Annotated in this window: 21 protein-coding genes; 4 read left to right on the top strand and 17 right to left on the bottom strand. The window is 40.9% G+C overall.

Annotated elements, in window-relative coordinates; genetic code table 11:
• From J4N24_RS02325 to J4N24_RS02315, 3 genes are all read right to left on the bottom strand, one after another.
• Entirely contained in the window at positions 1-1,263 is a 1,263-nt protein-coding gene (locus J4N24_RS02325; protein ID WP_207532021.1) for an aspartate kinase, read from the bottom strand.
• 164 nt (positions 1,264-1,427) lie between these two features.
• Positions 1,428-1,949, bottom strand: a complete 522-nt coding sequence (locus J4N24_RS02320; protein WP_242691497.1) for a GNAT family N-acetyltransferase — start codon at positions 1,947-1,949, stop codon at positions 1,428-1,430.
• 40 nt (positions 1,950-1,989) lie between these two features.
• Entirely contained in the window at positions 1,990-2,700 is a 711-nt protein-coding gene (locus tag J4N24_RS02315; protein ID WP_207532020.1) for a YggS family pyridoxal phosphate-dependent enzyme, read from the bottom strand.
• A 40-nt stretch (positions 2,701-2,740) separates the two neighbouring features.
• On the opposite strand from J4N24_RS02315, the gene J4N24_RS02310 reads away from it, so the two are divergent.
• Together J4N24_RS02310 and J4N24_RS02305 are read left to right on the top strand one after the other, a co-directional pair.
• Entirely contained in the window at positions 2,741-3,271 is a 531-nt protein-coding gene (locus J4N24_RS02310) for a DUF4296 domain-containing protein (protein WP_207532019.1), read from the top strand.
• Positions 3,271-5,637 (top strand): endonuclease MutS2, encoded by a 2,367-nt coding sequence (locus J4N24_RS02305; RefSeq protein WP_207532018.1) that lies wholly within the window; start codon positions 3,271-3,273, stop codon positions 5,635-5,637. Before J4N24_RS02310 ends, J4N24_RS02305 begins: the two co-directional genes overlap by 1 nt.
• 81 nt (positions 5,638-5,718) lie before the next feature.
• Here J4N24_RS02305 and J4N24_RS02300 read toward each other — a convergent pair whose 3' ends face one another.
• A complete protein-coding gene (locus J4N24_RS02300) occupies positions 5,719-6,288 on the bottom strand; it encodes a pyridoxamine 5'-phosphate oxidase family protein (RefSeq protein WP_207532017.1) in 570 nt (189 codons plus the stop codon).
• Between the two features lie 159 nt (positions 6,289-6,447).
• On the opposite strand from J4N24_RS02300, the gene J4N24_RS02295 reads away from it, so the two are divergent.
• Complete coding sequence (locus tag J4N24_RS02295) at positions 6,448-8,790, top strand: TonB-dependent receptor (protein WP_207532016.1); 2,343 nt, start codon at positions 6,448-6,450, stop codon at positions 8,788-8,790.
• A 4-nt stretch (positions 8,791-8,794) separates the two neighbouring features.
• Positions 8,795-9,586 (top strand): DUF4249 domain-containing protein, encoded by a 792-nt coding sequence (locus tag J4N24_RS02290; RefSeq protein WP_207532015.1) that lies wholly within the window; start codon positions 8,795-8,797, stop codon positions 9,584-9,586.
• Between the two features lie 33 nt (positions 9,587-9,619).
• Here J4N24_RS02290 and mobA read toward each other — a convergent pair whose 3' ends face one another.
• From mobA to J4N24_RS02225, 13 genes are all read right to left on the bottom strand, one after another.
• Positions 9,620-10,183 (bottom strand): molybdenum cofactor guanylyltransferase, encoded by a 564-nt coding sequence (mobA, locus tag J4N24_RS02285; RefSeq protein ID WP_207532014.1) that lies wholly within the window; start codon positions 10,181-10,183, stop codon positions 9,620-9,622.
• A 2-nt stretch (positions 10,184-10,185) separates the two neighbouring features.
• On the bottom strand, positions 10,186-10,497 hold the full coding sequence (locus J4N24_RS02280; RefSeq protein ID WP_207532013.1) for an Rdx family protein: 312 nt from the start codon (positions 10,495-10,497) through the stop codon (positions 10,186-10,188).
• Between the two features lie 2 nt (positions 10,498-10,499).
• Entirely contained in the window at positions 10,500-11,066 is a 567-nt protein-coding gene (locus tag J4N24_RS02275; RefSeq protein ID WP_207532012.1) for a molybdenum cofactor biosynthesis protein MoaE, read from the bottom strand.
• Positions 11,026-11,259 (bottom strand): MoaD/ThiS family protein, encoded by a 234-nt coding sequence (locus J4N24_RS02270; protein ID WP_207532011.1) that lies wholly within the window; start codon positions 11,257-11,259, stop codon positions 11,026-11,028. The genes J4N24_RS02275 and J4N24_RS02270 overlap by 41 nt, the downstream gene beginning before the upstream one ends.
• A 2-nt stretch (positions 11,260-11,261) precedes the next feature.
• Positions 11,262-12,224 (bottom strand): GTP 3',8-cyclase MoaA, encoded by a 963-nt coding sequence (locus tag J4N24_RS02265; protein ID WP_207532010.1) that lies wholly within the window; start codon positions 12,222-12,224, stop codon positions 11,262-11,264.
• The gene (locus tag J4N24_RS02260) at positions 12,224-12,955 is read right to left on the bottom strand and encodes a sulfite exporter TauE/SafE family protein (RefSeq protein WP_207532009.1); all 732 of its coding nucleotides are present in this window, start codon (positions 12,953-12,955) and stop codon (positions 12,224-12,226) included. The genes J4N24_RS02265 and J4N24_RS02260 overlap by 1 nt, the downstream gene beginning before the upstream one ends.
• A gap of 4 nt (positions 12,956-12,959) precedes the next feature.
• Positions 12,960-14,462, bottom strand: a complete 1,503-nt coding sequence (locus J4N24_RS02255; protein ID WP_207532008.1) for a rubredoxin domain-containing protein — start codon at positions 14,460-14,462, stop codon at positions 12,960-12,962.
• Complete coding sequence (locus J4N24_RS02250) at positions 14,459-17,980, bottom strand: nitrate reductase (protein WP_207532007.1); 3,522 nt, start codon at positions 17,978-17,980, stop codon at positions 14,459-14,461. Before J4N24_RS02250 ends, J4N24_RS02255 begins: the two co-directional genes overlap by 4 nt.
• 251 nt (positions 17,981-18,231) lie before the next feature.
• Positions 18,232-19,557, bottom strand: a complete 1,326-nt coding sequence (locus J4N24_RS02245) for an MFS transporter (RefSeq protein ID WP_207532006.1) — start codon at positions 19,555-19,557, stop codon at positions 18,232-18,234.
• 43 nt (positions 19,558-19,600) lie between these two features.
• On the bottom strand, positions 19,601-20,485 hold the full coding sequence (locus tag J4N24_RS02240; RefSeq protein ID WP_207532005.1) for an ABC transporter ATP-binding protein: 885 nt from the start codon (positions 20,483-20,485) through the stop codon (positions 19,601-19,603).
• Between the two features lie 32 nt (positions 20,486-20,517).
• Positions 20,518-21,306 carry a nitrate ABC transporter permease gene (gene ntrB / locus J4N24_RS02235; protein WP_207532004.1) on the bottom strand — a complete coding sequence of 263 codons (789 nt, stop codon included), beginning with the start codon at positions 21,304-21,306 and terminating at the stop codon, positions 20,518-20,520.
• Positions 21,307-21,355: 49 nt separating this feature from the next.
• On the bottom strand, positions 21,356-22,561 hold the full coding sequence (locus tag J4N24_RS02230; protein WP_207532003.1) for a CmpA/NrtA family ABC transporter substrate-binding protein: 1,206 nt from the start codon (positions 22,559-22,561) through the stop codon (positions 21,356-21,358).
• 40 nt (positions 22,562-22,601) lie between these two features.
• The gene (locus tag J4N24_RS02225) at positions 22,602-24,155 is read right to left on the bottom strand and encodes an alginate export family protein (protein ID WP_207532002.1); all 1,554 of its coding nucleotides are present in this window, start codon (positions 24,153-24,155) and stop codon (positions 22,602-22,604) included.
• Positions 24,156-24,632: the final 477 nt, after the last annotated feature.

Genomic DNA, 24,632 nt, shown 5'->3' with positions numbered 1-24,632 from the left:
CTATAATTTAACTACCAATTGAGCAGTGTGCCGGCTAAGTTGCTCCAGGAGAACCGTTTTTCCATCAACCAGCTTCTTCAAAACATCAGGTTTATAATGGCGTACTGTGATCAGGGTTAGACCAGCGTTATATTTAAATGCATAGTTATCACGCAGCAGCGAACTAAGTTTTGTGAACTTCCTTTCATCCCAGTCAAAACCCAGGGAGAAACTAATGGCAGATAGTTGCATTGTATTTGTTTTTACGTGTGCCTGAGCCAGAAGTCCGTAAATCTCGCAAAGATGCTCTTCTGTAATAAATGCCAAATCCTTGGTAGAAATAGTTACTAATACTTGGTTCTTTTTAACAATGATTGCCGGCTCTGTTATAAACACGTTGCTCTCAGTGATTTTTGTTCCATTTTCTTCGGGTGCCAGAAAGGGCTTAACCAGAAGCGGTATCCCTGAGTTTTGAAGCGGTTTGATCGTTTTGGGGTGAATTACAGTAGCTCCATAATAAGTCATTTCTAAAGCGTCGCGATAGGAAAGCTCTTCGTACTTGATGGTATCCGGAAATAGTTTCGGGTCAGCATTCAGCACCCCCGGCACATCTTTCCAGATAGTTACAGCTGCAGCCTTTAGGCAAGAAGCAAAGATTGCGGCGGTATAATCCGAACCTTCTCTTCCAAGTGTCGTTGTAAAGTTTTCGGATGTTCCACCTATGAATCCCTGTGTTATGACCACCCGGTCCATCAATATTGGAGAGACCTTAGCCTGTATAGCTGCTTCTGTTTTAGTCCAATTTACCTGGCCTTCGCGATACGTATTATCTGTATGGATGAAGCTTCTTGCATCAAGCCACTTATTTTTGATACCGATATGATCCAGGTAAGTACTTACAATTTTAGTAGATACCAATTCTCCTAAGGAAACAATCTGATCATAAATATAATCATAGTCTTCGTGAGGTTCTTCTTCCAGAATCCAGTCAATTTCTACGAATGAATTAGCGATATCATCAAACACAGGATGACCGGGATCCTCGAATAACTGCATCATGATTGACTCGTGATACTCTTTAATCCTCTCGAAAATCTGATGGATATCCTCTTGTTGATTTACGTAAGCATTTGTCAGTTCTTCCAGAGCATTCGTCGTTTTTCCCATTGCTGAAATTACAACCAGAAGCTGTTTATCTTTATTCAGCTTAACTATACGAGCGAGATTTTTGATGCCTTCTGCATCCTTTACAGATGCTCCACCAAATTTGAATACTTCCGTCATTCGGATTTATAAATTTAAATTAGTATTAACAACTATCAGGCAAGCTTTCGTTTGCTACCTTTAAATTATTTCGATAGTTAAATTGTTTCCCTAACTTCTTGATAGCATTCAAACGCTATAAATAGCCTGTTTAAGGAATTGTTCTCGTTGGGAACCACTGCAACTTACACCAGGTTCGGATTTTTGTCTATGAAGGCCTTTATCTGATCATTGCTGAGGGAAGCATTAAGCCATTCGGATTCGAGGGTTGCAGCATATTTATTATAGAAATTGATAGCTGGTTCGTTCCAGTCGAGAACCTGCCATACCATGCCTTTAAATCCTTTTTTGCTGGCCTCCCGTATCACCGCTTCAAACAAGATTTTACCTATTCCCTGCCCCCGGTATTTTTCCGTAACCAGAAAGTCTTCCAGGTATAACCTGCATCCCTTCCATGTAGAGTAGCGGATATAATATAATGCGAACCCCTGAACAACATTGTCGACTTCGGCAACAATGGCTGTCCAGACGGGATTGTCTCCGAAGCCTGCTTCTTCGAACTCAGCAAGAGTAACTGTAACTTCATGAGGAGCTTTTTCATAGTGAGCAAGTTCCTCAATAAGCTCCAGTAGCCGGTGACAGTCATCTCTTTCAGCATAACGCAATTGTACTTTTATTCCGGGCAGGGGCAACCTATTATTGTCCATCAATTTCGTATTGGCTTGCACATTTAGCATTTAAAAACTGCTATTCTTCTGCTTTTGAGGATTGGCCAGCTTTCCAGTGCTTGATCACCCGCTGACCAAAAATGGTACTTCCCACTCTGATCATGGTGCTGCCTTGTTCTATTGCAATTTTGTAGTCACTAGACATCCCCATAGAAATCTCCTTGAACGAGTCCTCTTTTCTGAAGAAGCTCTGCTTCAATCCGTCAAAGAAAGTCTTCAATTCATAAAACTCCTCCTTGATCTGCCTTTGGTTTTCTGTATTTGTTGCAATTCCCATCACCCCTACGATGCGCACGTGTTTTAGCCCAGCAAACTCCTCAGTACGCAAAAGCTCAATTGCCTCATCAAAGCCTAATCCAAATTTAGTATCCTCATCTGCAATATAGACCTGTAGAAGGCAATCTATCACCCGGTTGTTCTTTGCGGCCTGTTTATCCACCTCTTGAAGGAGTTTTAAACTATCTATAGAGTGGATAAGGCCAACGAAAGGCGCAATGTATTTTACCTTATTAGTTTGAAGGTGGCCTATCAGATGCCATTCTATATCTTTGGGTAATGCTTCATATTTTGTTACCAGTTCCTGAACCTGGTTTTCCCCAAACACACGTTGTCCCGCGTCGTAAGCTTCCTTAACTTCTTCAATAGGCTTCGTCTTCGAAACCGCTATCAGTTTCACTTTTACGGCATCAGTTTCTTTCTTTAATTCCGTCAGGTTGGCTGCTATACTCATTTATATGTACTTTTGTCAGAAAACTCGGCTAAATTAAGAAATGAGGCGTTTACTGGTATTGTTTTTTCTGGTGATTTTTTCTGCGGCATGCAGATTCGGAACTGAACCTAAGGGAGTAATCCCAGAGGGAAAAATGGTTGATGTATTAACCGACATGCACCTTGTTGACGGTTTCACTTCTGGAAGTGTTGACACTGCAAAGATCGTCGAGCTATATAAAACAGTTTATAATAATCATGAAATTGATTCTTTAACGTTTAGAAAGAGTCTTGAATATTACAGTAAGGATCCGGCGAGGCTTCAGAATATCTATGGAAAAGTAACCGAAAAACTTCAAACTCTGCAGAAAGCAGAACAGAAGAAAGCAGAAAAGAAATTAAAGGAACAACAGAAACGCGAGAAGAAAACGGCAGATTCGTTAAAAAGGATCGAAAAATTAAGGATCGATTCTATAAAACGCGATTCAGTTAAAAAGGAAACAGCCCGGAAAGCTTTACTCCGAAAAGATTCATTAAAGAGAGATTCGATAAGAAAAGCTAAGCTGGAAAGGCTTAAGTTGAAAAAGAAATAATGATATACCCGCAAAACGCAGTAGATAAATTAGGGTTTACAGAAATAAAGTCGCTTATAAAAAGTCATTGTTTGAGTGAGATGGGCCAGCAAATGGTTGATCGTATTCAGATGATGACGAGCTTCGAACAGATAAATAAGTTCTTAAGGCAAACACAGGAGTTTAAAGAAATCCTGGAAAATGATGCCCAGCTACCTATCAGGAATTTATTTGATATTAAAGTTTTAGCAGAAAAAGTAAGGATAGAAGGGGCCTTCCTGACCGAGCCTGAGCTTCAGCAGGTTCTTTTGTCATTGCAAACAGTCTTTGCGGTGATCAATTATTTCAATGAAAGGGAGGGCAGATATCCGAACCTGGAAGCCTTGTTTGAACATCTTCCTATTGAAAAGAAGATCATCAAAAGTATAGAGAAGGTTATTGATGAAAAAGGGAAGATACGACCGAATGCCTCACCTGAGCTTCAAAATCTTATTTATGCCATTGCCAAAGCTGAGCAGGAAGCAAGAAGAAGGATAGACCATATTTTTAAAAGCGCACAGAACAGTAATTGGACTGCCGATGGAAATTTAACTATTCGCGATGGTCGTTTGTGTATTCCTTTGCTTGCGGAGAACAAGCGCAAGCTAAAAGGCTTTGTGCATGATGAATCTGCTTCAGGTCAAACCGTTTATGTGGAGCCAGAAGAGGTCTTTCAACTAAATAACCAGGTGCGCGACCTGGAATTTGATAAACGCCGGGAGATTGTCAAGATACTGACAGCCTTAAGCAATGAATTACGTCCATACGTCCCCTTGCTAATTGCTTACCATGGGCTGTTAACCAAACTGGATTTTGTAAGAGCGAAAGCCCTGTTTGCAATAGAAACAGAGGCAAATATGCCGGTACTGGTAAATACGGCAGACATTAACCTTGTCAATGCCCGCCATCCTCTATTATTAAGAGCTCTTAAGAAAGAGGGACAGACTGTAGTGCCTTTAAATATCAAAATAGACGAAGGTCAGCGCATCATCGTCGTATCTGGCCCCAATGCCGGTGGCAAGTCGGTATGTATGAAAACTGTTGGCTTACTTCAAATCATGTTTCAGGCAGGCTTACTTATCCCTGTAGATGAAAGCTCAAAGCTGGGCATTTTTAAACAAGTGTTTGCCGATATAGGAGATGATCAGTCTATTGAAAGCGATCTAAGTACCTATAGCGCCCATCTCTCTAAAATGAAACATTTTGTAGAGAATGCCGGGGGTAAGACGATGGTGCTTATTGATGAGTTTGGTACAGGAACAGATCCGCAGTTTGGTGGTCCAATCGCAGAAGCGGTTCTTGAAGCCTTAAATCGTAAAAAGATCAGGGGGGTTATTACTACTCACTATTCTAATCTTAAAACTTTCGCTAACGTAACCGAGGGTATTGAAAACGCATCGATGATGTTTGATAACATGGAAATGCGTCCGTTATATATTCTGGAAACTGGAAAGCCAGGTAGTTCTTATGCCTTCGAAATAGCTCAGAAAATAGGACTGCCTGTCCCGGTACTTAACTCTGCCAAGAGCAAGATAAGTGGATACCAGAAGAAGGTGGATAGTTTACTTGTTGATCTTGAGCGAGATAAAAAGGAGCTTTTGGAGAGCCGTGTTGCTGTGGAAAAACAACAGCGTAAGGTGGCCGCGATGCTCGAGGAGAATGAGAAACTTAAAAATTATCTCGAAGAGAATCAGCGGGCTATTCTGAAAGATGCCAAGCAGGAAGCCAGGAATATTATTCTGAATGCAAATAAGCTTGTAGAAAACACTATTTCAGAAATAAAAAGTAGTAAGGCCGACAAGGATAAAACCCAGCAGTTACGGCAAAACTTGCAGAAAGAGCTAAATAAACACCATATTAAAGAAGAAGCTCCTAAAAAAGTAGTTGTTGAAAGTTCTGAAATAGTGGCTGGCGACTGGGTAAAGCTGGTAGATGCAGAAACAGTGGGGCAGGTAATAGATATAACGAAAGATAACGTTATACTGGCTATCGGGGATTTGCGATCAGTTGTTAAGCGGAAGAGGGTTCAAAAGGTATCTAAGAAGGAAGTTCCAAAGGAATTACGTACTTCTTATTCATCACAGGTTACTGATGCTATTGCTAATTTTAAGCCGGAGATTGACGTACGTGGAATGCGGGGCGAGGAAGCGCTTTATGAAATAGAAAAATATCTGGATAAGGCTATTATGATGAGCTTTCCAAGTTTGAAAATTATTCACGGTAAGGGAGATGGTATCTTGAGAAAACTTATTCGTGGCTATCTAAAGAAATACTCACAAATTTCAAGGGTAGAAGATGAACATCCAGACAGAGGTGGAGACGGTATAACCTATGCCTATTTATCCTGATTGAAATAAAAAGGCGCGGAAAGGTCCGCGCCTTTTTATTTAATATCGGCTTTTACTAAGCTTTTTACTCAATTTCAGATCCTATGACCTGGTTTTGTCCTCTCCGTGATGATTGCTTAAAAAGTCTATTTTCTTGTTTTCGCCCTCCACATAGGCATTTCCGCTAATAGTGTTCTTTACCAAAGAAACAATTTGAGCTAGTAAAATATCAGGGCTTTGCCAGTATTCTGCTTGCTGAGGCGTAATTTTCAATAGAGCGAGATTAGGGTCAGTCTTTCCGTAAGGGAACCAGGCTTTAAAACGATCAGTCCATAATTCTTCAATTTTAGCAGCATTCTCACTTACTTCAGCTAAGCCGTTCACCGTTATGTAAAGATCATGCTGCGGATTGCTGTAATTCAAGATTACGTTTGGATTTGTTTCGATCTCCTTAACCTTATGGGAATCTTTAGCGAGAAACATCCATATAATACCATCATCTTTTACATCGAAAGTATACATGGGACGGCTGTGGGGTTTTCCTTCCGTATTAATAGTGGTAAGCATTGCAATTTTAATATCTTTAAGCTTATCTGCTACCTCCCGCACTTTTTTTATATGTTCTATTTCCTCAAGTTGTTCCTGAACGGTTGTACCATGTAGTTTTTCCATAGCGAGAATTTATACTTATTATAAAAGGCTGAACAGAGTTTTTGTTTAAGGAAAGTTTAATTTCCGGTAAAGCTTCAAGCGTTAAATCCCTGGCTGAATGCATATTTATTAATGTCGCCAATGTCTCAATTGTTATCTTCGCGAATATTTGAAACGCACATGCTTAAAGGGATAAGATATCCTCTTACTTCGCTGTTCCTGCTTATTGCTTTGTTTCTGCTGTTCCCATCCAGGCTTTCGGCTCAGATAAAATACACAATCAAAGGAGTAATAAAGGATTCTGTGAGTGGCGAAACACTTATCAGGGCTTCTGTAAAAATTTTGGAGCAGGATAAAGCTACTTCCACCAATACTTACGGATTTTACTCCATCAGTACAGGTGCGGGAGATTATACCCTACAGTTAAGTTATATCGGCTACCGGACGGTCTTAAGAAAAGTGAGCGTACAAGGGAATCAAAACCTGAGTTTCGAGCTGGCGCCAGACAAACAGCTGAAAGAAGTTGTGGTTAGCAGTCGTGCATCGAATGAACAGATCACCCGTCCACAGATGGGGTTAGATAAACTTAATATGGAGGGTGTTAAAAATATTCCAGTTCTGTTAGGGGAACGCGATATTTTGAAAACTATTCAGCTGCTACCAGGAATAAAGTCAGCTGGTGAGGGGAATAGCGGATTTTATGTACGAGGGGGATCTTCTGACCAGAATCTTATCCTACTAGACGAAGCGAATGTTTATAACGCTTCCCACCTTTTAGGTTTTTTTTCGACCTTCAATTCAGATGCAATAAAAGATGTTTCTGTATATAAAGGAGGAATGCCCGCACAATACGGAGGAAGGCTTGCATCGGTAGTGGATATAACGATGAATGAAGGCAATCGAAAGGAGTATACTGCAGAAGGCGGGGTTGGACTTATAGCATCCCGTTTAAAAGTGGAAGGACCTATTAAAAATGGAAAAGGGTCGTTTATGTTAGGCGGCAGAAGGACCTATGCTGATCTCTTTCTTAAATTATCCTCCGATACGGCACTAAGTAAAACGGTTCTCTATTTTTATGACTTTAACGCCAAAGCAAATTACAAGCTGAACGAGAACAATACGATTTACATTTCAGGTTATTTTGGGAAGGATCAGCTTGGTTTAAATAAAAGCTTTTATTTTAATTGGGGAAACTCGACGGCTACCTTCAGATGGAATCATCTTTTCAGTGATAAAATTTTCTCCAATACCAGTTTAATTTATAGTGATTATGATTATGCCATAGAGAACTTAAGTGAGGGCAGTGACTTCAGGGTCACTTCTATTATCAGGGATTGGAACTTAAAGCAGGACTATCAGTATTTTGCTTCCAGCAGTCATACCCTGCGCTTTGGCATAAACGCAAGTCACCATAAAATCAGGCCCGGGGAAATAAGCTCATCTTCAAGCTCCGATGTGAATAATAAAGTTATTACAAGTCGCCAGGGAACTGAATGGGCCATGTATATATCCGATGAATGGAAACCCTCTAATTCACTTAGTTTAAATTATGGGCTGCGTGCAAGTTCTTTCGCACTATTTGGACCTGGTACTATAAAAAAATATGACGGAAATGGCTCAACTGTAAGCTCTAAGGAGTATAAGAAAGGAGAAATTGCCACATCTTATTTCTATCTTGAGCCGAGGTTCGCAGCAAGTCTCAAGCTTAGTGGCAATTCTTCAGTAAAGGCGTCCCTTACCCGTAATACTCAAAACCTGCATTTACTTTCTAATTCAACGGCTAGTTTGCCCACCGACACCTGGGTAATGAGCAGTAGAAATATTAAGCCGGAGATTGCCGACCAGGTTTCAGTAGGCTATTACAAGAATTTCTTTAAGGATAATTTTGAGTTTTCTTCTGAGTTATATTATAAGAAGATGGAGAATCAGATCGATTATAAGAATGCAGCTAATCTGAGAGGGAATGAAGATGTTGAATCTGAACTATTGTTTGGAAAAGGGAGAGCTTATGGAGTGGAGCTTTTTCTGAAAAAACGTTACGGAAAATATAATGGATGGCTGGGTTATACCCTTTCCAGAACCGAGCGAAGTTTTGATGGCATCGATGAAGGGAATTATTTTCCAGCTAAGCAGGACCGTACCCATGATGTGTCACTGGTAAATATTTATAATCTCAGTAAGCGCTGGACGCTTTCTGCCACCTTTGTCTATAACACCGGTAACGCTGTAACTTATCCAAGTGGTAAATATCAGTTAGATGGCCACACAGAGTATTACTACTCTGAGCGAAACGGCTACCGGTTGCCCGATTACCATCGACTTGATTTCGGCGCAACTTTAAATGGCAGAAGTAATAAACGTTACAAATCCAGTTGGACCTTTAGTGTTTATAATTTGTACAACCGGAAGAATGCATATATTGTTGAATTCAAGGATAATCCGGATGACTTAAAGAGAACTCAGGCGGTGCAAACATCACTGTTTGGTATTATCCCCTCTGTAACCTGGAACTTCAAATATTAGTGCAATGCGATTGATCTATCCTTTTTTGGTTCTGTTTACACTGCTGTTATTTTCGGCCTGTGAAAAAGTAATTGATATTGACCTGAAAGATTCAGAGCCTCTGTTGGTAGTGGAAGGCGTGATCAATAACCGGACGGATACACAGTCTGTTCGAATAACAACAACTCTTCCCATCAGTGAATCTAATAGTTCTACAGGTATTTCCGGCGCAACTGTTACTGTCAAAGATCAGGAGGGTATCAGCTATGCTTTTCGCGAAAGAGCCCCCGGTGTATATAGTTCACGTCGCTTCCGCGGGATTCCTGGAAGGACTTATAACCTGACTATAGCCTATAACGGAAAGACTTACTCCGCTCAATCTTCTATGCCTTCGCAGGTTACTATAGACTCCATAGGCTTCCAAAGCACTACGATATTCAGTAATAGTAGAACATCTCTTCAACTGATCTTTAGAGATCCACCACAGATAAGAAATTATTACCGGTTTGTACTGTCTATAAACAGTGTTAAGACCAGTTCCATCTTTGTTTACAGTGATGATTTTACTGACGGAAAGCAAGTAACGCGAGACTTGTTTGATGTAGACGTTAATTTGCAAAAAGGAGACAAGGTGATGGTTGAGATGCAATGTATAGACCCTGTCATTTACAGGTATTGGCTTGGTTTGGATCAGAACAGGAGCCGGGGAGGTGCCTCTGTAACACCAGCAAACCCGGTTTCGAATATAAGTGGAGGTGCTCTGGGCTACTTCAGTGCTCAAACACAGCAAACGGAACAGTTGCATGTACCTTACTGATAGGCCAAAGTCTGATTTCTTCTCTGAAGGCGCTTACAGATTATTATAGTTATTAAATGCTTCTATATTAGATAAAGGGATAAATCTGGTTTTTCCTTCGTTAAACCGATCGTGCAAGCTGTATTTCTTTAACTCGTTATTCATGAACCGTTCAAATACTTTTTTCAAGCCAGCGGCAGTGAAGATTGAGCAGAAAGATTGGGCGAAGCCCTCACTATCATATGCGTAAAACTCGAAACCTGTCTCGTTTTGATATACCTCCAAAAGTTCCTTTAAAGTTTTATCGTCCATATCTATCAGGTCGGTAGCCATTAGAAGTATGTCTTTATCCGGAAAATTCTCATGAATGGTTAACAAACCATTTAGCGGACCCTTTATAGTGAGCTTATCAACAATAAGAGGAGTATCCGGAAAAAGTATGTCATACGCATCCTGCTGTTTTTTGTTAATTGAAACCACAACTGGTAGTTCAAGTTGCCTCAACTTTTCAGCAATGAGTACAGCCCAATGTTTTCCATTTTGTTCAATCAGACCTTTATCCCGACCCATACGCTTGCTTTCACCGCCGCATAAAATAACTCCTATTAAATTACTCATGACTATTTCCTGTCTGAGTGACCCAGACTTTTTTCCGGATTAACAATGTCCCGAACCAGCTGTTTCAATTCCTTTATTTCAGGAAAGCTTCCGTTGGTCTTTCTGTCAAAGATCAGGTCAGCTTCTATAAATATTTTAAATGTACCACTAGTTTCGGACGGAGCCAGAAATACCCCTTTTATATCTTCTGAAAAGGTGGTCAGAAGTTCCTGAGCAAAATAAGCTGAGCGAAGCATCCAGCCACATTTAGGACAATACTCAATGGTTACACTGGGTTTGCTTAGGCCGCTGTACACGGAATTTAAATCGTTCATAATTATACTCTTCTAGTTATGCTTCCTGTAAACTCCTCCTTCATGGGAGCGGGAAGGTCAGAGCCTGAAGTGCTTGTCTCATACAAATGCTTATTAGGGTCGCCAGTGATGTCATGACAATTACAGTTACCTCCCCATTTCTTGCTACCATCTTTAAAGTATTCGCATTTCCAGATTGGCACCTCATGCTTAATCCTGTCAATGATATGACGGTTGGCTTCGTAAGCTTCACGGCGATGAGGGGTTGCGGTGATAACCACCACTGCGCATTCTCCAACGGCAACTTTGCCTATCCGGTGCTGGGCAACGGCAATATTAAGATTCCAACGCTCTTTTGCTTCCAGCAGGATTTCTTGTATCATTTTTGCCGCCATGCTTTCTTTTGCTTCGTATTCCAGATAGTCTACGTGGTTGCCCAGGTTGTTATCTCGCACATCTCCACTGAAAAGTACAACCGCGCCTGCCAGTGGGTGGTGGCTCTTTGCAAGTAAACCAGCCAGGTCAAGAGGTTCAGAAGAAATACACTGACTAACCTCCACTGCTTGGAGGGATAATGCTGATGCTGTCATTTTCTTTCAATTGATAAGTATCGGCAACAAACTCATCGTCTACTGCAAATCTGCAGGAACGTAAAATATCTATTGCTTCCGGGTTCTGTATTGAGAGGTGCTCTTTAAGCGCGTTAATATCTGAGATCTGCTCGCTGATGATGAATTGCTTTTCAAAGTATTCTTTGAGTATTGCGTAAACTTCTATAGTCATTACTATCCTCCAATATTTAGCATGCTGAGATTGCTGCCCGTGAATTTAAGGCTTTGCTTTTGCCACATAGCGATTTGCAGCTTGTTTGCTAATTCGTCTTCAGTTTCAATGTTTGTAACAGCGATAGGGAAATTGCTGCTGAGGCAACCATAAATGTTTCCAAGGGAATCCAGCCGAAGGCGATTGCAATCGCCACAGAAAGGTTCGCTTTCATTTGCAACTATTCCGAATACTTTACCTTCAATCGTTTGCCAGTAATTTGCAGTGGAGGAGCTGGTCCTTGAAAGTTTTTGAAACTGGTGCTGAGAATTAATTACGGCCAGGATCTCATCCTGAGAAAAGAAATGCTTATCTGCCTCGCCAAATAAATGCCCCATGGCCATAATTTCCAGGAACCTTATCTTTAAGTTTCTTTTAAAAGCAAAATCCAGTAGAGGAAGGATCTGGCTTTCGTTCAAGCCTTTCATTACAACAGAATTTAACTTAACATCAATTCCACTCTCTATGGCCTTATCAATTCCTTTAAGGATCCTGTGAATCCCGCTTCTGCGACTGACTTTAAAAAATATATCCTCATCAATAGCATCAAGCGAAACATTCATCGATTTGATGCCAGCTTTAGCTAAGTCCCCTGCAATATTCTCCAGTAGAAGACCATTCGTGGTTATCTTTAAATCATCTATTCCTAGTTGTTTTACCGATCTTATTATCTTAATCAGATCTTTATAGAGTAAAGGCTCACCACCGGTAAAACGGACTGTTTCCAGCTGAAGAGAATGATGTAGCTGAGAAATAATAGCAGAAAGCGCATCGGCAGACAATCCTTTCTCCTTGGTAAGAATATGGTTCTCCTTAAGATCTTCAGTTCCGCAGGTACAATAAACGCAGCCCAGGTTGCAGGTATTGATTAAACTTACCCGCAGAGTCTTAAACTTTCTTTCAAAATCATCTCTCAATTCAACCATCACATGAAAAATATAAGTTTTACAGAAGCTATTGCCAGTACGGCCGTTAGTAAATATCGAACAGTAACCACTTTAAAACGTTGACTACCCCAATAAGCTCCTGCTATTCCTCCACAAAGAGCAGCTATAAACCAGGCGGAAGATGAGATGTCGAAGTTTATTGTTCCCTTAAATCCTAATAATCCGGCAGCGGAATTAAGTACGATGAAAATTGCAGAAGCAGCGGCAGCTTCTTTTGCATCTGCCCAAGCCAGTAATATCAGAACCGGGCTCAGGAATATGCCTCCGCCAATATTTAACATCCCCGATAAGAACCCTATGATAATCCCTATAAAAAGTGCCACCGGGACTTTAACCTCTTTTCGCCGAAGTCTTTCTACTGGTGTAAATCCCAGCAATCTAATTACCGGAATAACGAGAGCAAGACCTAAAAGTAGGTTATAAAGGTCACCTTTAACCGGCATCTTTGAACCAATAAATGCTGCGGGAATGGAGGTCAGCAAAAAGGGCCAACAGAGTCGCCATTTGAAATAGCCTGCCCTTGTAAACTGGATAAAACCCATACTTGCAACCAAAATATTCAGCACCAGTATCAGGGGCTTGTAGTCTAAGACGGGTATTGCAAAGATTGAAAGTACGGCAAGATAGCCACTGGCACCACCGTGTCCTACAGAAGCGTAGAGAAATCCTACTACAAAGAGAGATAGTGCTAGCAGCAAGTTTATATCCATTCTACTACAAAAGTACCATTTGTACTAAAGAGTTTTTGTCAACTTCTGTAAAATCTGTTTTTGGTGAATCGCAAGTTGGGCATGTGTAGCTTGCCGGTAAGGAAGAAAACAGTGTGCCAGCTGGTATTGCGCCAAAATCTTCTCCGTATTCCTGATCGTAAACTGTTCCACAATGCCTGCATTGATGCACTATCACTTTCTCTTCTTCCTGTTCCTGTTCGTTGCCCGAAGATAATATAGAAGGAGATATTGAATCCCCATCGGTCTGCAGGGTGTAGAAATGATCCGACAATTCAATCAAAGTGTTAGCAAGGTTATCGAAAGAAACAGCAGTGCGGTAGATTAAAAAGTCTTTTGAGTTCGGATTAAAGTCGCGGGTGTGTAATACATCAAACTTATCTTGTTCTCCCTGAGTTGTTTCAGGATGCTTTTTGATAATAACCGATCCAAATAATCCTGTTTTGGGATTTATCTTAACCGCGAAGCAAAGTTTAAAGGTCCGGATATCTTCGAGATCAAACTGCCGCACCAGATGCTGTTTAAGTTTTAGGCCATATTCGCATTGGTCTTCTATCTGCCAGTTCAGCTCATTGGAAGCATGCCGGACATTAACCCTGTTTTTCGCAAGAATAAAGTTCCATAGTTTCCTGTTTTCAGGATTTATATCTTTAATAATAAGTGATTTCCATGGAGTTGTATAAATCTGACCTACGCGACTTTGGAGGCAAATGGAACAGATGTCTTTTAAAAACTCAATAGAATATTCTTCATTACGTTTATAGATCCCTAACCAGTACTTGTTCCCGTATTTGTTAAAGCCTTCATAATAGGGGAGCTGAAAGTCGGGAAGCGTCAGCGGTTCTATAGGAGCCTGTGTAATAAAACGCTTTAATGCCGATATCTTTTCAAACAGAATAGATCCGTCAACGATATCCCGATCATAGAAAAGAGCCTTATTGGCGAAAATATTTTCTTCTATTAGCTTACACAAGGCTGCTATGTCTTCTGTATAGACGAGGTTTGGCCAGGAGTAAAAACTATTGGATTTAGGGAATCGTATGTGTAAATGCCAGAAATTGCTAATGGTTGAAGCTATAAAATTCAGATTTCCGGTAAAGAATGGGATAAAGCTCTGATTGTTATCTGCCAGATTGATCTTTAATTGAGGTTTAAAATCAAAACCATCCAGAATGTCTTTATAAACCCCTTCGCGAAGCCAATTAGAAACACTGAAAATGTCTTCTGAAACATACGAACTAATTATATTAGGATAGATGTCTGAGCCTTTCTCATACTCAATATCCTCCATAAGGAATTCATGTTCCAGGTCTTCCAGCTTTTCATCCTGCACACTGAGGAAAAGTTGTTGCCTGTTACCAAGACTGATTTTCGATACCCCTGCTTTTTCTGCCGCGTTCAGTATTACCAGTAAATCTCCAGCCGCAACAATGCCACCGGGGAGATTGATCTTTATGGAATGTGTTGGTGATGCTAATTCCTCTTTCATACTACAGCGCTTTCAACTAATTCATTTTTTAAACTTTCTTCAAGGATACGTTTCACTTCAGGACGGCAAGAGCCGCAGCCCGTTCCCGCACCTGTAGATGAGCAGAGCTCTTTAAAATCGCTACATCCGCCTTGTATCTTGTTTTTGATATTTTCGCTTCCTACGTTATTGCAACTGCAAACGAGTTTTCCCAGTACCGGGTCTGCTTTTTTGCCGCTTCGAAGCAACTGGATCCGTTTTTCACTTAGCTCTGTTTTATTACCTATAAGCTCCCGGAACTCCTGAAACTCTGATTTATCCCCGATCAGAATTGCTCCGACAAGGCGGTCTTCGTGAATAATGCATTTTTTATAGTATCGTTTCGCTTTGTCGATGAATACTATCTCCTCGTAGTTCTTATCGTCAGGGCATTCTGGTATTCCAATACTACACAAATCAAAACCCTGGATCTTTATAATATTCATAAACAAGCTGCCTTGATAGTAGCTGGCTATATCTCCACTCAGGGAACGGGCAACAACTTCTGCCTGCTGTTCTGCCGCTGCGGTTATCCCGTACAATACCCCTTCAAATTCTGCAATCTCCCCAATAGCGAAAACATCAGGGTCGCTAGTCTGTAAACGCTCATTTACTACCACGCCTCTTTTACATTCCAAACCAGAGTCCCGTGCCAATTCGAGGTTTGGCGTAGTTCCAATTGCAATGATCAAAGCATCGCAATTTATCTTTCTTCCACTCGCAAGGCCTACACCGGTAAGCTTAGATCGTCCGTAGAATAATTGTACCTCATCGTTGTAATAAATATCACAACCCTGATCTACCATTTCCTCGTGCAGCAACTGGCTGCCCAGTGGGTCTAGCTGTCGGTTGAGAAATCTTGAAATACGCTGTACGATTGTAATCTTTATTCCTATTTCGCGTAAAGAAGCCGCCATTTCAAGGCCTAGTAATCCGCCTCCAACAATAACTACATGGCCATTCTTCGGCACGTGCTTTTTGAAATTATCAGCATCAGTCCGACTTCGCATAGTGAATATACCAGGAAGGGTGGGGACATTCCTGGGTATCGCTGCGCGACTACCAGTAGCCACGATAAGCTTGTCGTAGTAAGTTTTTATACCTCTTGAATCTATTAAAAACTTTTCCTCACGGTTTACTTTTTCAACGCTTACACCTCTGAGAAGTCTGATCCTGTATTCAGGTTCTTCTGAATCTTTCATTTTTACCAGCTGCTCCCATTGTTGTTCACCGCTGATATAATCCGGAAGCATTACCCGGTTATAGAAAGGGAAGTCTTCTTTACTGAATATGGTGATTTCGTCATCCTGATTGATTTCGCGATAGCTTTTTACAAATCCAAATGATCCTGCGCCAGCACCGATCACTACAATATGTTGTTTGGGTTTTACGTATTTTATAACATTAACCGCGCAGTATTTAAAATCAGGTTCTTTGGAGTAAGGGTCGAGTAAGGTACTCGTAACATTATTCGCCCTGTTGAGATCATTGCCCAGTATTTTCCCCCAGTGCATTGGCAGGAAAACAACCCCTTGCTTGATGCTTCCGGAAACTTTTGCTTTTACCCGTACGTCACCTCTTCTTGAGTTCACCGTTACAATTTCACCATCCTTAACTCCTAGCTGATCAGCATCTAAGGGGTGAATTTCGAGGAAGGCCTGCGAGATATGCTTTTTGAGCTTATTTACTTTTCCTGTTTTACTCATGGTATGCCAATGATCCCTAATCCTGCCTGTTGTTAAAATGAAGGGAAAGTCCTCATCAGGCATTTCACTGGTGAAGGTATCTTCAGGTGCATGAATGATGGCCCTGGTGCTTGGGGTGTAGAATTTTTTGTCGGTGAATAGACGCTTAGTACCCGTATTGTTCTTTTTATTGAAGGGCCACTGAATCGTTTTCTGGTCTTTAATAATGTTGTAATCAAGCCCCAGTATATTCAGATTTGTTTTTGCTGTAAGTTTTGTGTGCTCCCTGTAAATTTCTTCCATGGAACTGTAATCAAAACCATGATAGCCCATCTTCCTTGCAAAGCGGCAAATAATCTCAGCATCAGCCAAAGCTTCGCCGGGAGGGGGAATGATTTGGTGCAGGTAGCTAATCCTTCTTTCAGAATTAGTCATAGTGCCTTCTTTCTCTGTCCATGCTGCTGCCGGAAGAATTACATCAGCATATTGAAGGGTTTCTGGTTTGCTGCTAACTTCCTGTACAACAACAAATTTGGCTTTCTTAAGTGCTTCCTCTGCAAAACGGGTGTTCGGAAGGCTTGTCAGTGGATTAGTGCAAAGGATCCATATAGCTTTTAACCGGCCCTCATGAAGTGCCTCAAACATCTCCGTAGCAGTTAGTCCTGGCTTTTCTGAAATGGTTGTACCTCCCCAGAATTTCTGTACTTCTTCCCGGTGCAGTGGATTTGCTAAGTTTCTATGGGCAGGCAGGAGATTTGATAAACCTCCTACCTCGCGACCGCCCATTGCATTTGGTTGTCCTGTCAGGGAAAAAGGACCAGATCCTGGTTTGCCTATATGTCCCGTAATCAGGTTTAAGTTTATTAAGCTTAAATTTTTATTGGTACCAATAGAGCTTTGGTTAAGTCCCATTGTCCACATGGTTATAAATCCTTTTGCATCACTTATGTATTCTGCGGCAAGAAGAATATCGTCTTCGTTTACTCCACAGATAACGGAAGCTTCGAAAATTGTTTTTCCGAATACAAGTTCCCTGTATTTTTCAAATCCTTCGGTGTGGTTATTTATAAAATCTGGATCTATTGCGCCATTTTCGATGAGAGCCCGGCCAATAGCATAGTTCAGTGTGATATCTGTCCCTGGATTTATTTGAAGATGGAGGTCTGCGATCGAGCAAGTATCTGTTATCCTTGGGTCTACTACAATTATTTTAACACCGGGATTTGCTGCTTTATGGGCTTCAACCCTTCTCCATAGAATTGGATGACACCAAGCCGGGTTGGCTCCCGTAACGTAGAAGCAATCAGCTAGTTCAATATCATCGTAGCACACAGGTACGCTATCTTCACCCAACGACATTTTGTATCCTACCACTGCACTGCTCATGCAAAGCCTGGAGTTTGTGTCGATGTTGTTGCTTCCGATAAATCCTTTAATCAGTTTGTTTATTACATAATATTCTTCGGTAAGGCATTGACCTGAGGCGTAGAAGGCCACTGAGTCTGGTCCGTATTTGTCAATAAATGTTTTAAAAACAGCTGCAGTACGGTCCAAAGCTGCATCCCAGGAAACTCTTTGTCTTGGCATGTTTTTATTGAAGCGCATTTCAGGATATAGCAAACGGTCTGTCTTATCATTTACGGTGTATTGAAGATTCATTCCTTTGCTGCAAAGCATTCCCCTGTTAACCGGATGGTCCTTATCACCACTAACGCTGATTGTTCCGTTTTTTTCCTTGTCAACTACTACTCCGCAGCCAACACCGCAATAGCAACATGTTGTAGTAAATTGATTTTGTAGATGCTTTGCTGTCATACTATTGCTAATGATTGTTTAAAAGCCCTTTGTTATTGAATTTTATATATAAAAATCAGTAATTCTAAGTCTGATGATCAAAAATATGAAATTTATAATAAAATTATACTTGTATTTTAAAGATAAAGGCTCAAAAACATGATCGAAATCATCTTTTTGAGCCTAATTTTGTTCTTTTTTTATTTTCCTGTCTTTATTTATTATATAATTTAAAAAAATCACTCCGATATGGCGGTATTTTTATGATTTTTTTACTTTGATTTTGACAGATTTGCTACAAGTTTTTCATTTTCAAGTGATGTTTTTGTGATTTCTTCTGTTTTTGATTCTTTTTGAAATCTTGTAAGTAGAATAATTGCGGCTACAGCCATCACCGTATAGGCGATATAAGTGAAGGCCTGGTTGTAGGTAATGTTTTCTGATTTAAATAGAAATCCAAACATCATTCCTCCTAAGTTTCCACCTGCGCCTACAATTCCGCTAACTAATCCCACATTTTTCTTGTTTATAAAAGGGGTAATTGCGTAAGTAGCTCCGTTTGACATCTTTAAGAACATAGCAAATGAAAGCATGTAAATAATGGCGGCAGTAAGAGAGGTGGCGCTAGCGAAAAATGTTAAGCCAATGCCTTCCAATAACAACATGGAGGCGAGTAAGAGGCCTTTGCCTTTTAATCCATATGATTTTCCAACTTTGTCTGCAACGATACCCCCGAATGCACGTGCGAAGAGGTTCATGGCGCCGAAAACACCTGCGAGTAAACCTGCAGTTTCTTGTTTTAGTCCAAATGTGTCGACAAAATGAAGTGAAGCTACATTGTCAAATGTTATTTCCATGCCAAAACACATTCCATAAGCCAAAGCCAGGGCCCAAACTCTCCAGTCGGCTAAAACAGACCAGTCTGTTTTTCCGGAGTCGGCTTTAGTGTAGCCAATTTCTTTATAGTTTCCGTTGGGAGTATCTTTCGTGTATTTAAAGTAAAAGAATGCTATGATAAGCATCATTACTCCGGGAAAGATCATTGCATATCTCCAGGCTTCTCCTTTAGTATAGCCCATTCCGACAATGGTTGCAAAAATTATCGGCATAACCATATTGGTGATGCCTCCTCCAAGGTTTCCCCATCCGCCAGTTACAGCATTCGCTGTTCCTTTGATCTCCGGCGCAAACATCATCGAGGTGTGAAATTGTGTGATCACGAAAGATGCTCCGATCATGCCTATTGCAAGTCGGAAAAGTAAAAATGTGCTGTAGTCGTGCGAAAGGCCTACCAACATTACCGGAATTGAACCTAAAATGAGTAAGCGAACAGCGGTTATTCTTGGTCCCCAGGTGTCGCAAAGGCGTCCTATAACTAGCCTGGCTATAATAGTGGAGGATACTGATGCAATGATCAAATTTCCTACCTGGCCCTTAGACAGGCCGAGGTCTTCACGAATAGTAGGCATTAATGGAGCCAGTCCGAACCAGCCAAAAAAACATACAAAGAACATCATCCATGTGATATGGAAAGTTCTCATTTGAACTCCATTGAAACTGAAGATGTTGAGCTTTGATAGTGGTTTGTTGCTTGTCATTTTAGTGTTATTTTAATTGAAAAAAATGTTGAAGGGGATTGTATTAGTGGATATCGTTGATGGAGAATTTATCAAACAAGAGACTTAGTAATCTGTCGTGAATCTCCATGTATTTCGGGGCATGGACAATGTCTTTTTTGTTTCTTGGTCTTTCAAGAGGAACGTCTACGATTTCTTTGATAGTAGCCGCTGGACCATTATTCATCACTACTACGCGGTCTGATAAAAAGATAGCTTCTTCGATATCATGGGTAACCATTACAATCGTCTTGTTTCTGTTATCCAGGTTCCAAAGCTTTAGTAGTTCGATATGCATAGAGCCTTTTGTCAGGGCGTCAAGGGCTCCAAAGGGTTCATCGAGCAATAGGATCTTTGGGCTGATTGCAAAAGCTCTTGCAATGGCTACCCGCTGTTTCATTCCTCCTGAAAGTTGGCCGGGCAGTTTATCTTTGTGGGGGAGTAAGTTTACCATAGCTAAGGCATTAGTAGTAATCTCCTTTTTTTCTGCAGGTGACTTGGCGACTAACACCGAATCAACAGCCTCATAGATGTTTTTGTAGACTGAAAGCCAGGGTAGTAATGAGTAGTTTTGGAACACAATTCCTCTATCCGGCCCAGGGCCTTTAACGATCTTATCGTTAGCTGTTACGGTTCCCTGGGTTGGGTTAACCATTCCTGAAATAGTATTCATTAAGGTTGATTTTCCGCAACCTGAGTGCCCTATTAAAGAAATGATCTCACCTTTTTTAACATTCAGGTTGATGTCTTTAATTGCGGTATAAATTCCTTTCTTGGTTTTAAATGATACCGTTACGTCTTTAACTTCAATAGAGTTTACTGTGGATATATTCTGAGCGCTAGTGGCTTTTGCTTTTCCGTTTATGCGACTTTCAACTAGTGTTTCCGATAATTGATCTGTTAGTGCCATAGTTTTATTTTTTAGATCTGACCAGTAAAAAATTATTTATTCTCCCAGGCGAATACATGCTGTACCGCATTAAATACTTTGTCAAGTAGTAATCCTACAGTGCCGATAATTAAGATTGCAATAAGGATCTTTTCCAGTGAAAGGCCGTTCCAGCTATCCCATACGAAAAATCCAATACCTACTCCACCCGAAAGCATTTCGCCTGCTACAATTACCAGCCATGCTACTCCGATCGATAATCTTAAACCCGTGATAATGTGAGGTAAAGCAAAGGGGAACATGATTTTTGTTACGTATTTCCATTTGGAGAATCCGAAAGCCTTACCGACATTTTTATGGTCATCAGGGATTGATGCTACGCCAAAAGAGGTGTTGATTAGTGTAGGCCAAAGTGAAGTGATGGCGATGATGAAAACTGTGGCGCCTTCAGCTGCCTGGAAGGCAAGCAGTCCAAGAGGGAACCATGCAAGTGGAGAAACAGGGCGAAGGATCTGAACGATGGGATTGAAGAGGCGCATCGTTACTTTTGACGATCCCATTAAAAGTCCCATTGGGATAGCTATAAGAGAGCCGATTCCAAAGCCTAGAAATACCCGTTTGATTGAACTCATTAGTTGAAGGCCTATTCCCTTGTCATTAGGGCCGTAATCGTAGAAAGGGTCAGCGATCAGTTCTTTGAAAACCGTCCAGGTTGGCACCGGGCCAGGAATCTCGTGTTTGGTTAGAATGGAAACCAGTTGCCATGTTAGTCCCAGAATGATTAAGCTTCCAAAAAAGGCAAGGATAGTGTACAGGGCGTCGAGTGTGAAAATCTTCTTCATCTTTTTCTGTTTTATGCCTCCGGGAAACCGGAGGCAGTAGGTTTGTCCTTTATTTTTTTGTGCGTTTCAGATAATCATCGATGTTTTTAGGGTCGAACGGAATGTCGAGGTTCGTTTTGATGATCCCCATGTCTGCCTGAGCTGGCACATTCATTTCTTTAGCTACTTCTGCGTATAAATCGTCAAGAGTTAGTCTTTCTGCTATTTGTGTATAATTTGGTTCTGATTTAAGCAATCCGAATCGAACGTATTGGGCAAGGAACCAATAGGAGTAGACCTTCTTTGGCATAGGTACTGTTCCGTTCTTGTAGAATACCATATAGTTGCCTTTGTATTTCTGAACTCCCAGATCGCAACCAAGGTCGCTTGATCCTAATAATCTTGCTTCGATTACCGCTAAAGGCGCGTTAACGTAGTAGGGTTTAGTGAGCCATTGTGCTGCTTTTTTGCGGTTTCCTAAATTGTCCAGCCATCTTTGGGCCTCAATGATTGCTTTCATTACTTTCTTCAGTTCATCTTTGTCGTTCTTTGCAAAGTTTGAATTGACAACTAAAGCTTTTTCAGGGTGGTCGCTCCAAAGGTCCTGCGATGCAATATGCGTGAAGCCAATATTTTGAGCAGCTGCAACCCCGCCCCAGGGTTCTCCAACGCAAAAGCCTTCCATGTTGTCTACCTTCATGTTTGCAACCATTTGCGGGGGAGGAATAGTAATTATTCCTACATTTTTGGGTGTTCCTGTTGCTGCAAGCCAGTACCTTAACCAAACGTCATGCGTCCCGCCAGGGAAAGTCATCGCAAAAGTGACTTCTTTGCGGCCTTGTACTTTCTTTACTGCTGCGGCTACTTTGTTAGTTTCTTTATAACCAACAAGGCTGCAGAAATCTTTTGACAGTGTTATTGCCTGGCCATTGAAGTTTAGCATCATGGCAATCTTCATTTCTGAGCCAGCTTTTCCTCCAATACCTGTATAAACTGAAAGAGGCATAGATGAAAGGCAATGTGCCCCGTCTAGTTCTCCAAGAAGAATCTTGTCGCGAACATTGGCCCATGAGGCTTCTTTTGAAAGTTCTACGTCGACTCCGTATTTGTTAAATAGTCCCAGTTCTTTCGCTGCTACTAAAGGGGCACAATCTGTAAGTGGGATGAAGCCTAATCTGATTTTTTTAGCTTCAGCAGTGCTTGAAGTAATTGTTATGATGGCAGCGGCAAGCGCTGTGAAGGTAAGAGCTTGTTTTAATTTGTATATAAGTTTCATTCGTTTCGCGTTTAGTTAAATGCCTTGTTAATTCTGTTCCTTATTGCTTGATCGCCACTGGTTTCGTGAATAGGAAATCTGGTTTGATATTAATCATCAGATATGCGAAGTCTGGCGATTTATCCAGTCCTGTAGTTGTAAGGCCTTTTGCTAGGGGAAGGCTGCTTGTGGCCCAGGCGTGGGAGTAACCAAGATCGATGGTGGTAAATTTGTTGAGCGTATAGCTTGTAATCACATCGATTTCATGAGCATAGTGCTTTGTTGCGCCTGCTGCTGGTGAATGGTCGGCATCGAAACGGTGGAAATCTGCTGCTATAGAGTATTCGTTTGCAGTAAACTTCGTTTTGAAATAGTAGTCTTTAAGGCCTGCAGTTGGTGAGCCAGACGGTGCATAGAAGAAATCCATGAAGCCCCAAAATTTGTGCGGAGTGCCGTATAAAGGGTCAAATCGTTTGCTTTCGTTGGCATCGGTTGTCGTTTTGTTTCCTGAAAGGAAGTCAAAGCCAGGCCCCGCAGTAAATTTCCCTTTTGAATAGGTTGCTGCAGCTGTGTAGTGAAAGGCATTTAGGTCTTTTCCGTCTCTGTCTTCGCCCATTTGCTGGTAGTAAGCGGCCTGGGCTGCAATTTTTCCAAATCCTGATGCGTTTCCGAAAGTCGGACTAATCATCCCTCCAAGGGTGTAGCGATTGTTGGTGCCTTTTTGGTTAAAAGCTCTGCCGTAAACAAAGCCGCCATTGGTTGTTGGTGTAGCGGTTGTTGTGTATTTCCCAAAATCGTCTTTAAAGAATAAAAGGGAAAGTTTTGTCTGGTTAAGCTTTTTAGCAATGTATAAGCTTACGAAGTTTTTGTAATTCTGATTTCCAGCATTTGAATTAGCGGGATTGCTGTAAGCTGGTGTTCCTGTCGCAGAGCTATTGGCAGAAATTGATCCTCCTGCAGTTAAAGGAACGACTCCTGCTGGTGTAGTCACCAGTTCTCCGTTACTGTCTCTGATGTATTGAGGTACATTCCCTGGAGTGTATAGGGTGCCTGCGTTGTTTTCTGCATTCTGATTATAGGCGTACCCTAAATCTACCTGCCAGCCATGATGTACAATCTTTAACAATGCCATATCAAAGCGACGACCTTGTTGTAGCCAGTCAAGATTTCCTATTAACCTTGCGTCGTCGTAGATCAATTCCTGGCGACCTACCTTAAATGAAAGGTTATCAACCAGTTTGAATTTAATTGTTGTGTCTGCTTTGTTAGCTAGTACAATGTCTGCCCATCCCTCATGAAGCATTAGTCTGTTTCCGTCGGCAGGGCTAATAGTGGATGCATCTTGTCCCCAAACTCTTACGTCCTGAACAGTTGCGCCGAATGTTAATCTGTCCCATTTGTATCCGAAAATCAACCTGGTTCTTTGTGAAATAAATGAACCCGGTGAAGCTGTAGTAGGGGTTAGGTTTGAAAATCCGTCCCTTAATTCTGCTCTTGGTCTTATTTGACCAGAAAGGCTCATCTGAGCCGAAACTTTGCCGGCAGACAGGATTGCGACCGCTGCTGCTGTTAATGTAGTCTTTGTAATACTCGTTGCGAGAACTTTTTTGTACATTTGATAGGTTTTTTAAGTTTGTTAAAGCACTTGAAACTTTGCCCCGTTTGGACTGCGACCTCCGACGGGGTTTTTCTTTTTTAGTGGTTTTTCTGTTAAATATTCCTCATTTTTTTGCTGTTTATTAAAAATCGTCTTAGTTTTTGTTTTTGTTTAAGCTAAAAGTAGAGTATTTAATGTTAAAACCAAAATTTTAGCATTTAAAATCGTTATTTATATGATTTGATTAATATAAAACTTCATTTTTTTAGATTTTATCAAATTGAAAGTAGTTCGAGATTGAAAAATTATTGATTTTTTAATTTTATATCGACGTTTTATTGATATAAATCATGTTTTTCATCAAGTTTATTGCGCATTAATTGTAAAAAAGCATAGTTTTAGTTGGATTTAGCTTTTAAAATGGATTTTTTTGTATTGATCTATTAAAAAAAAGGGGGTTGTGCTGGCTGTTGTCAGTCAGCTCTAATTGATACT

The sequence above is a fragment of the Desertivirga arenae genome (assembly GCF_017355785.1).
GTDB classification, from domain to species: Bacteria; Bacteroidota; Bacteroidia; order Sphingobacteriales; family Sphingobacteriaceae; genus Desertivirga; species Desertivirga arenae.
Note: the sequence above shows the minus strand (reverse complement) of the source record. Positions and strands in the feature narration are given on the sequence as shown.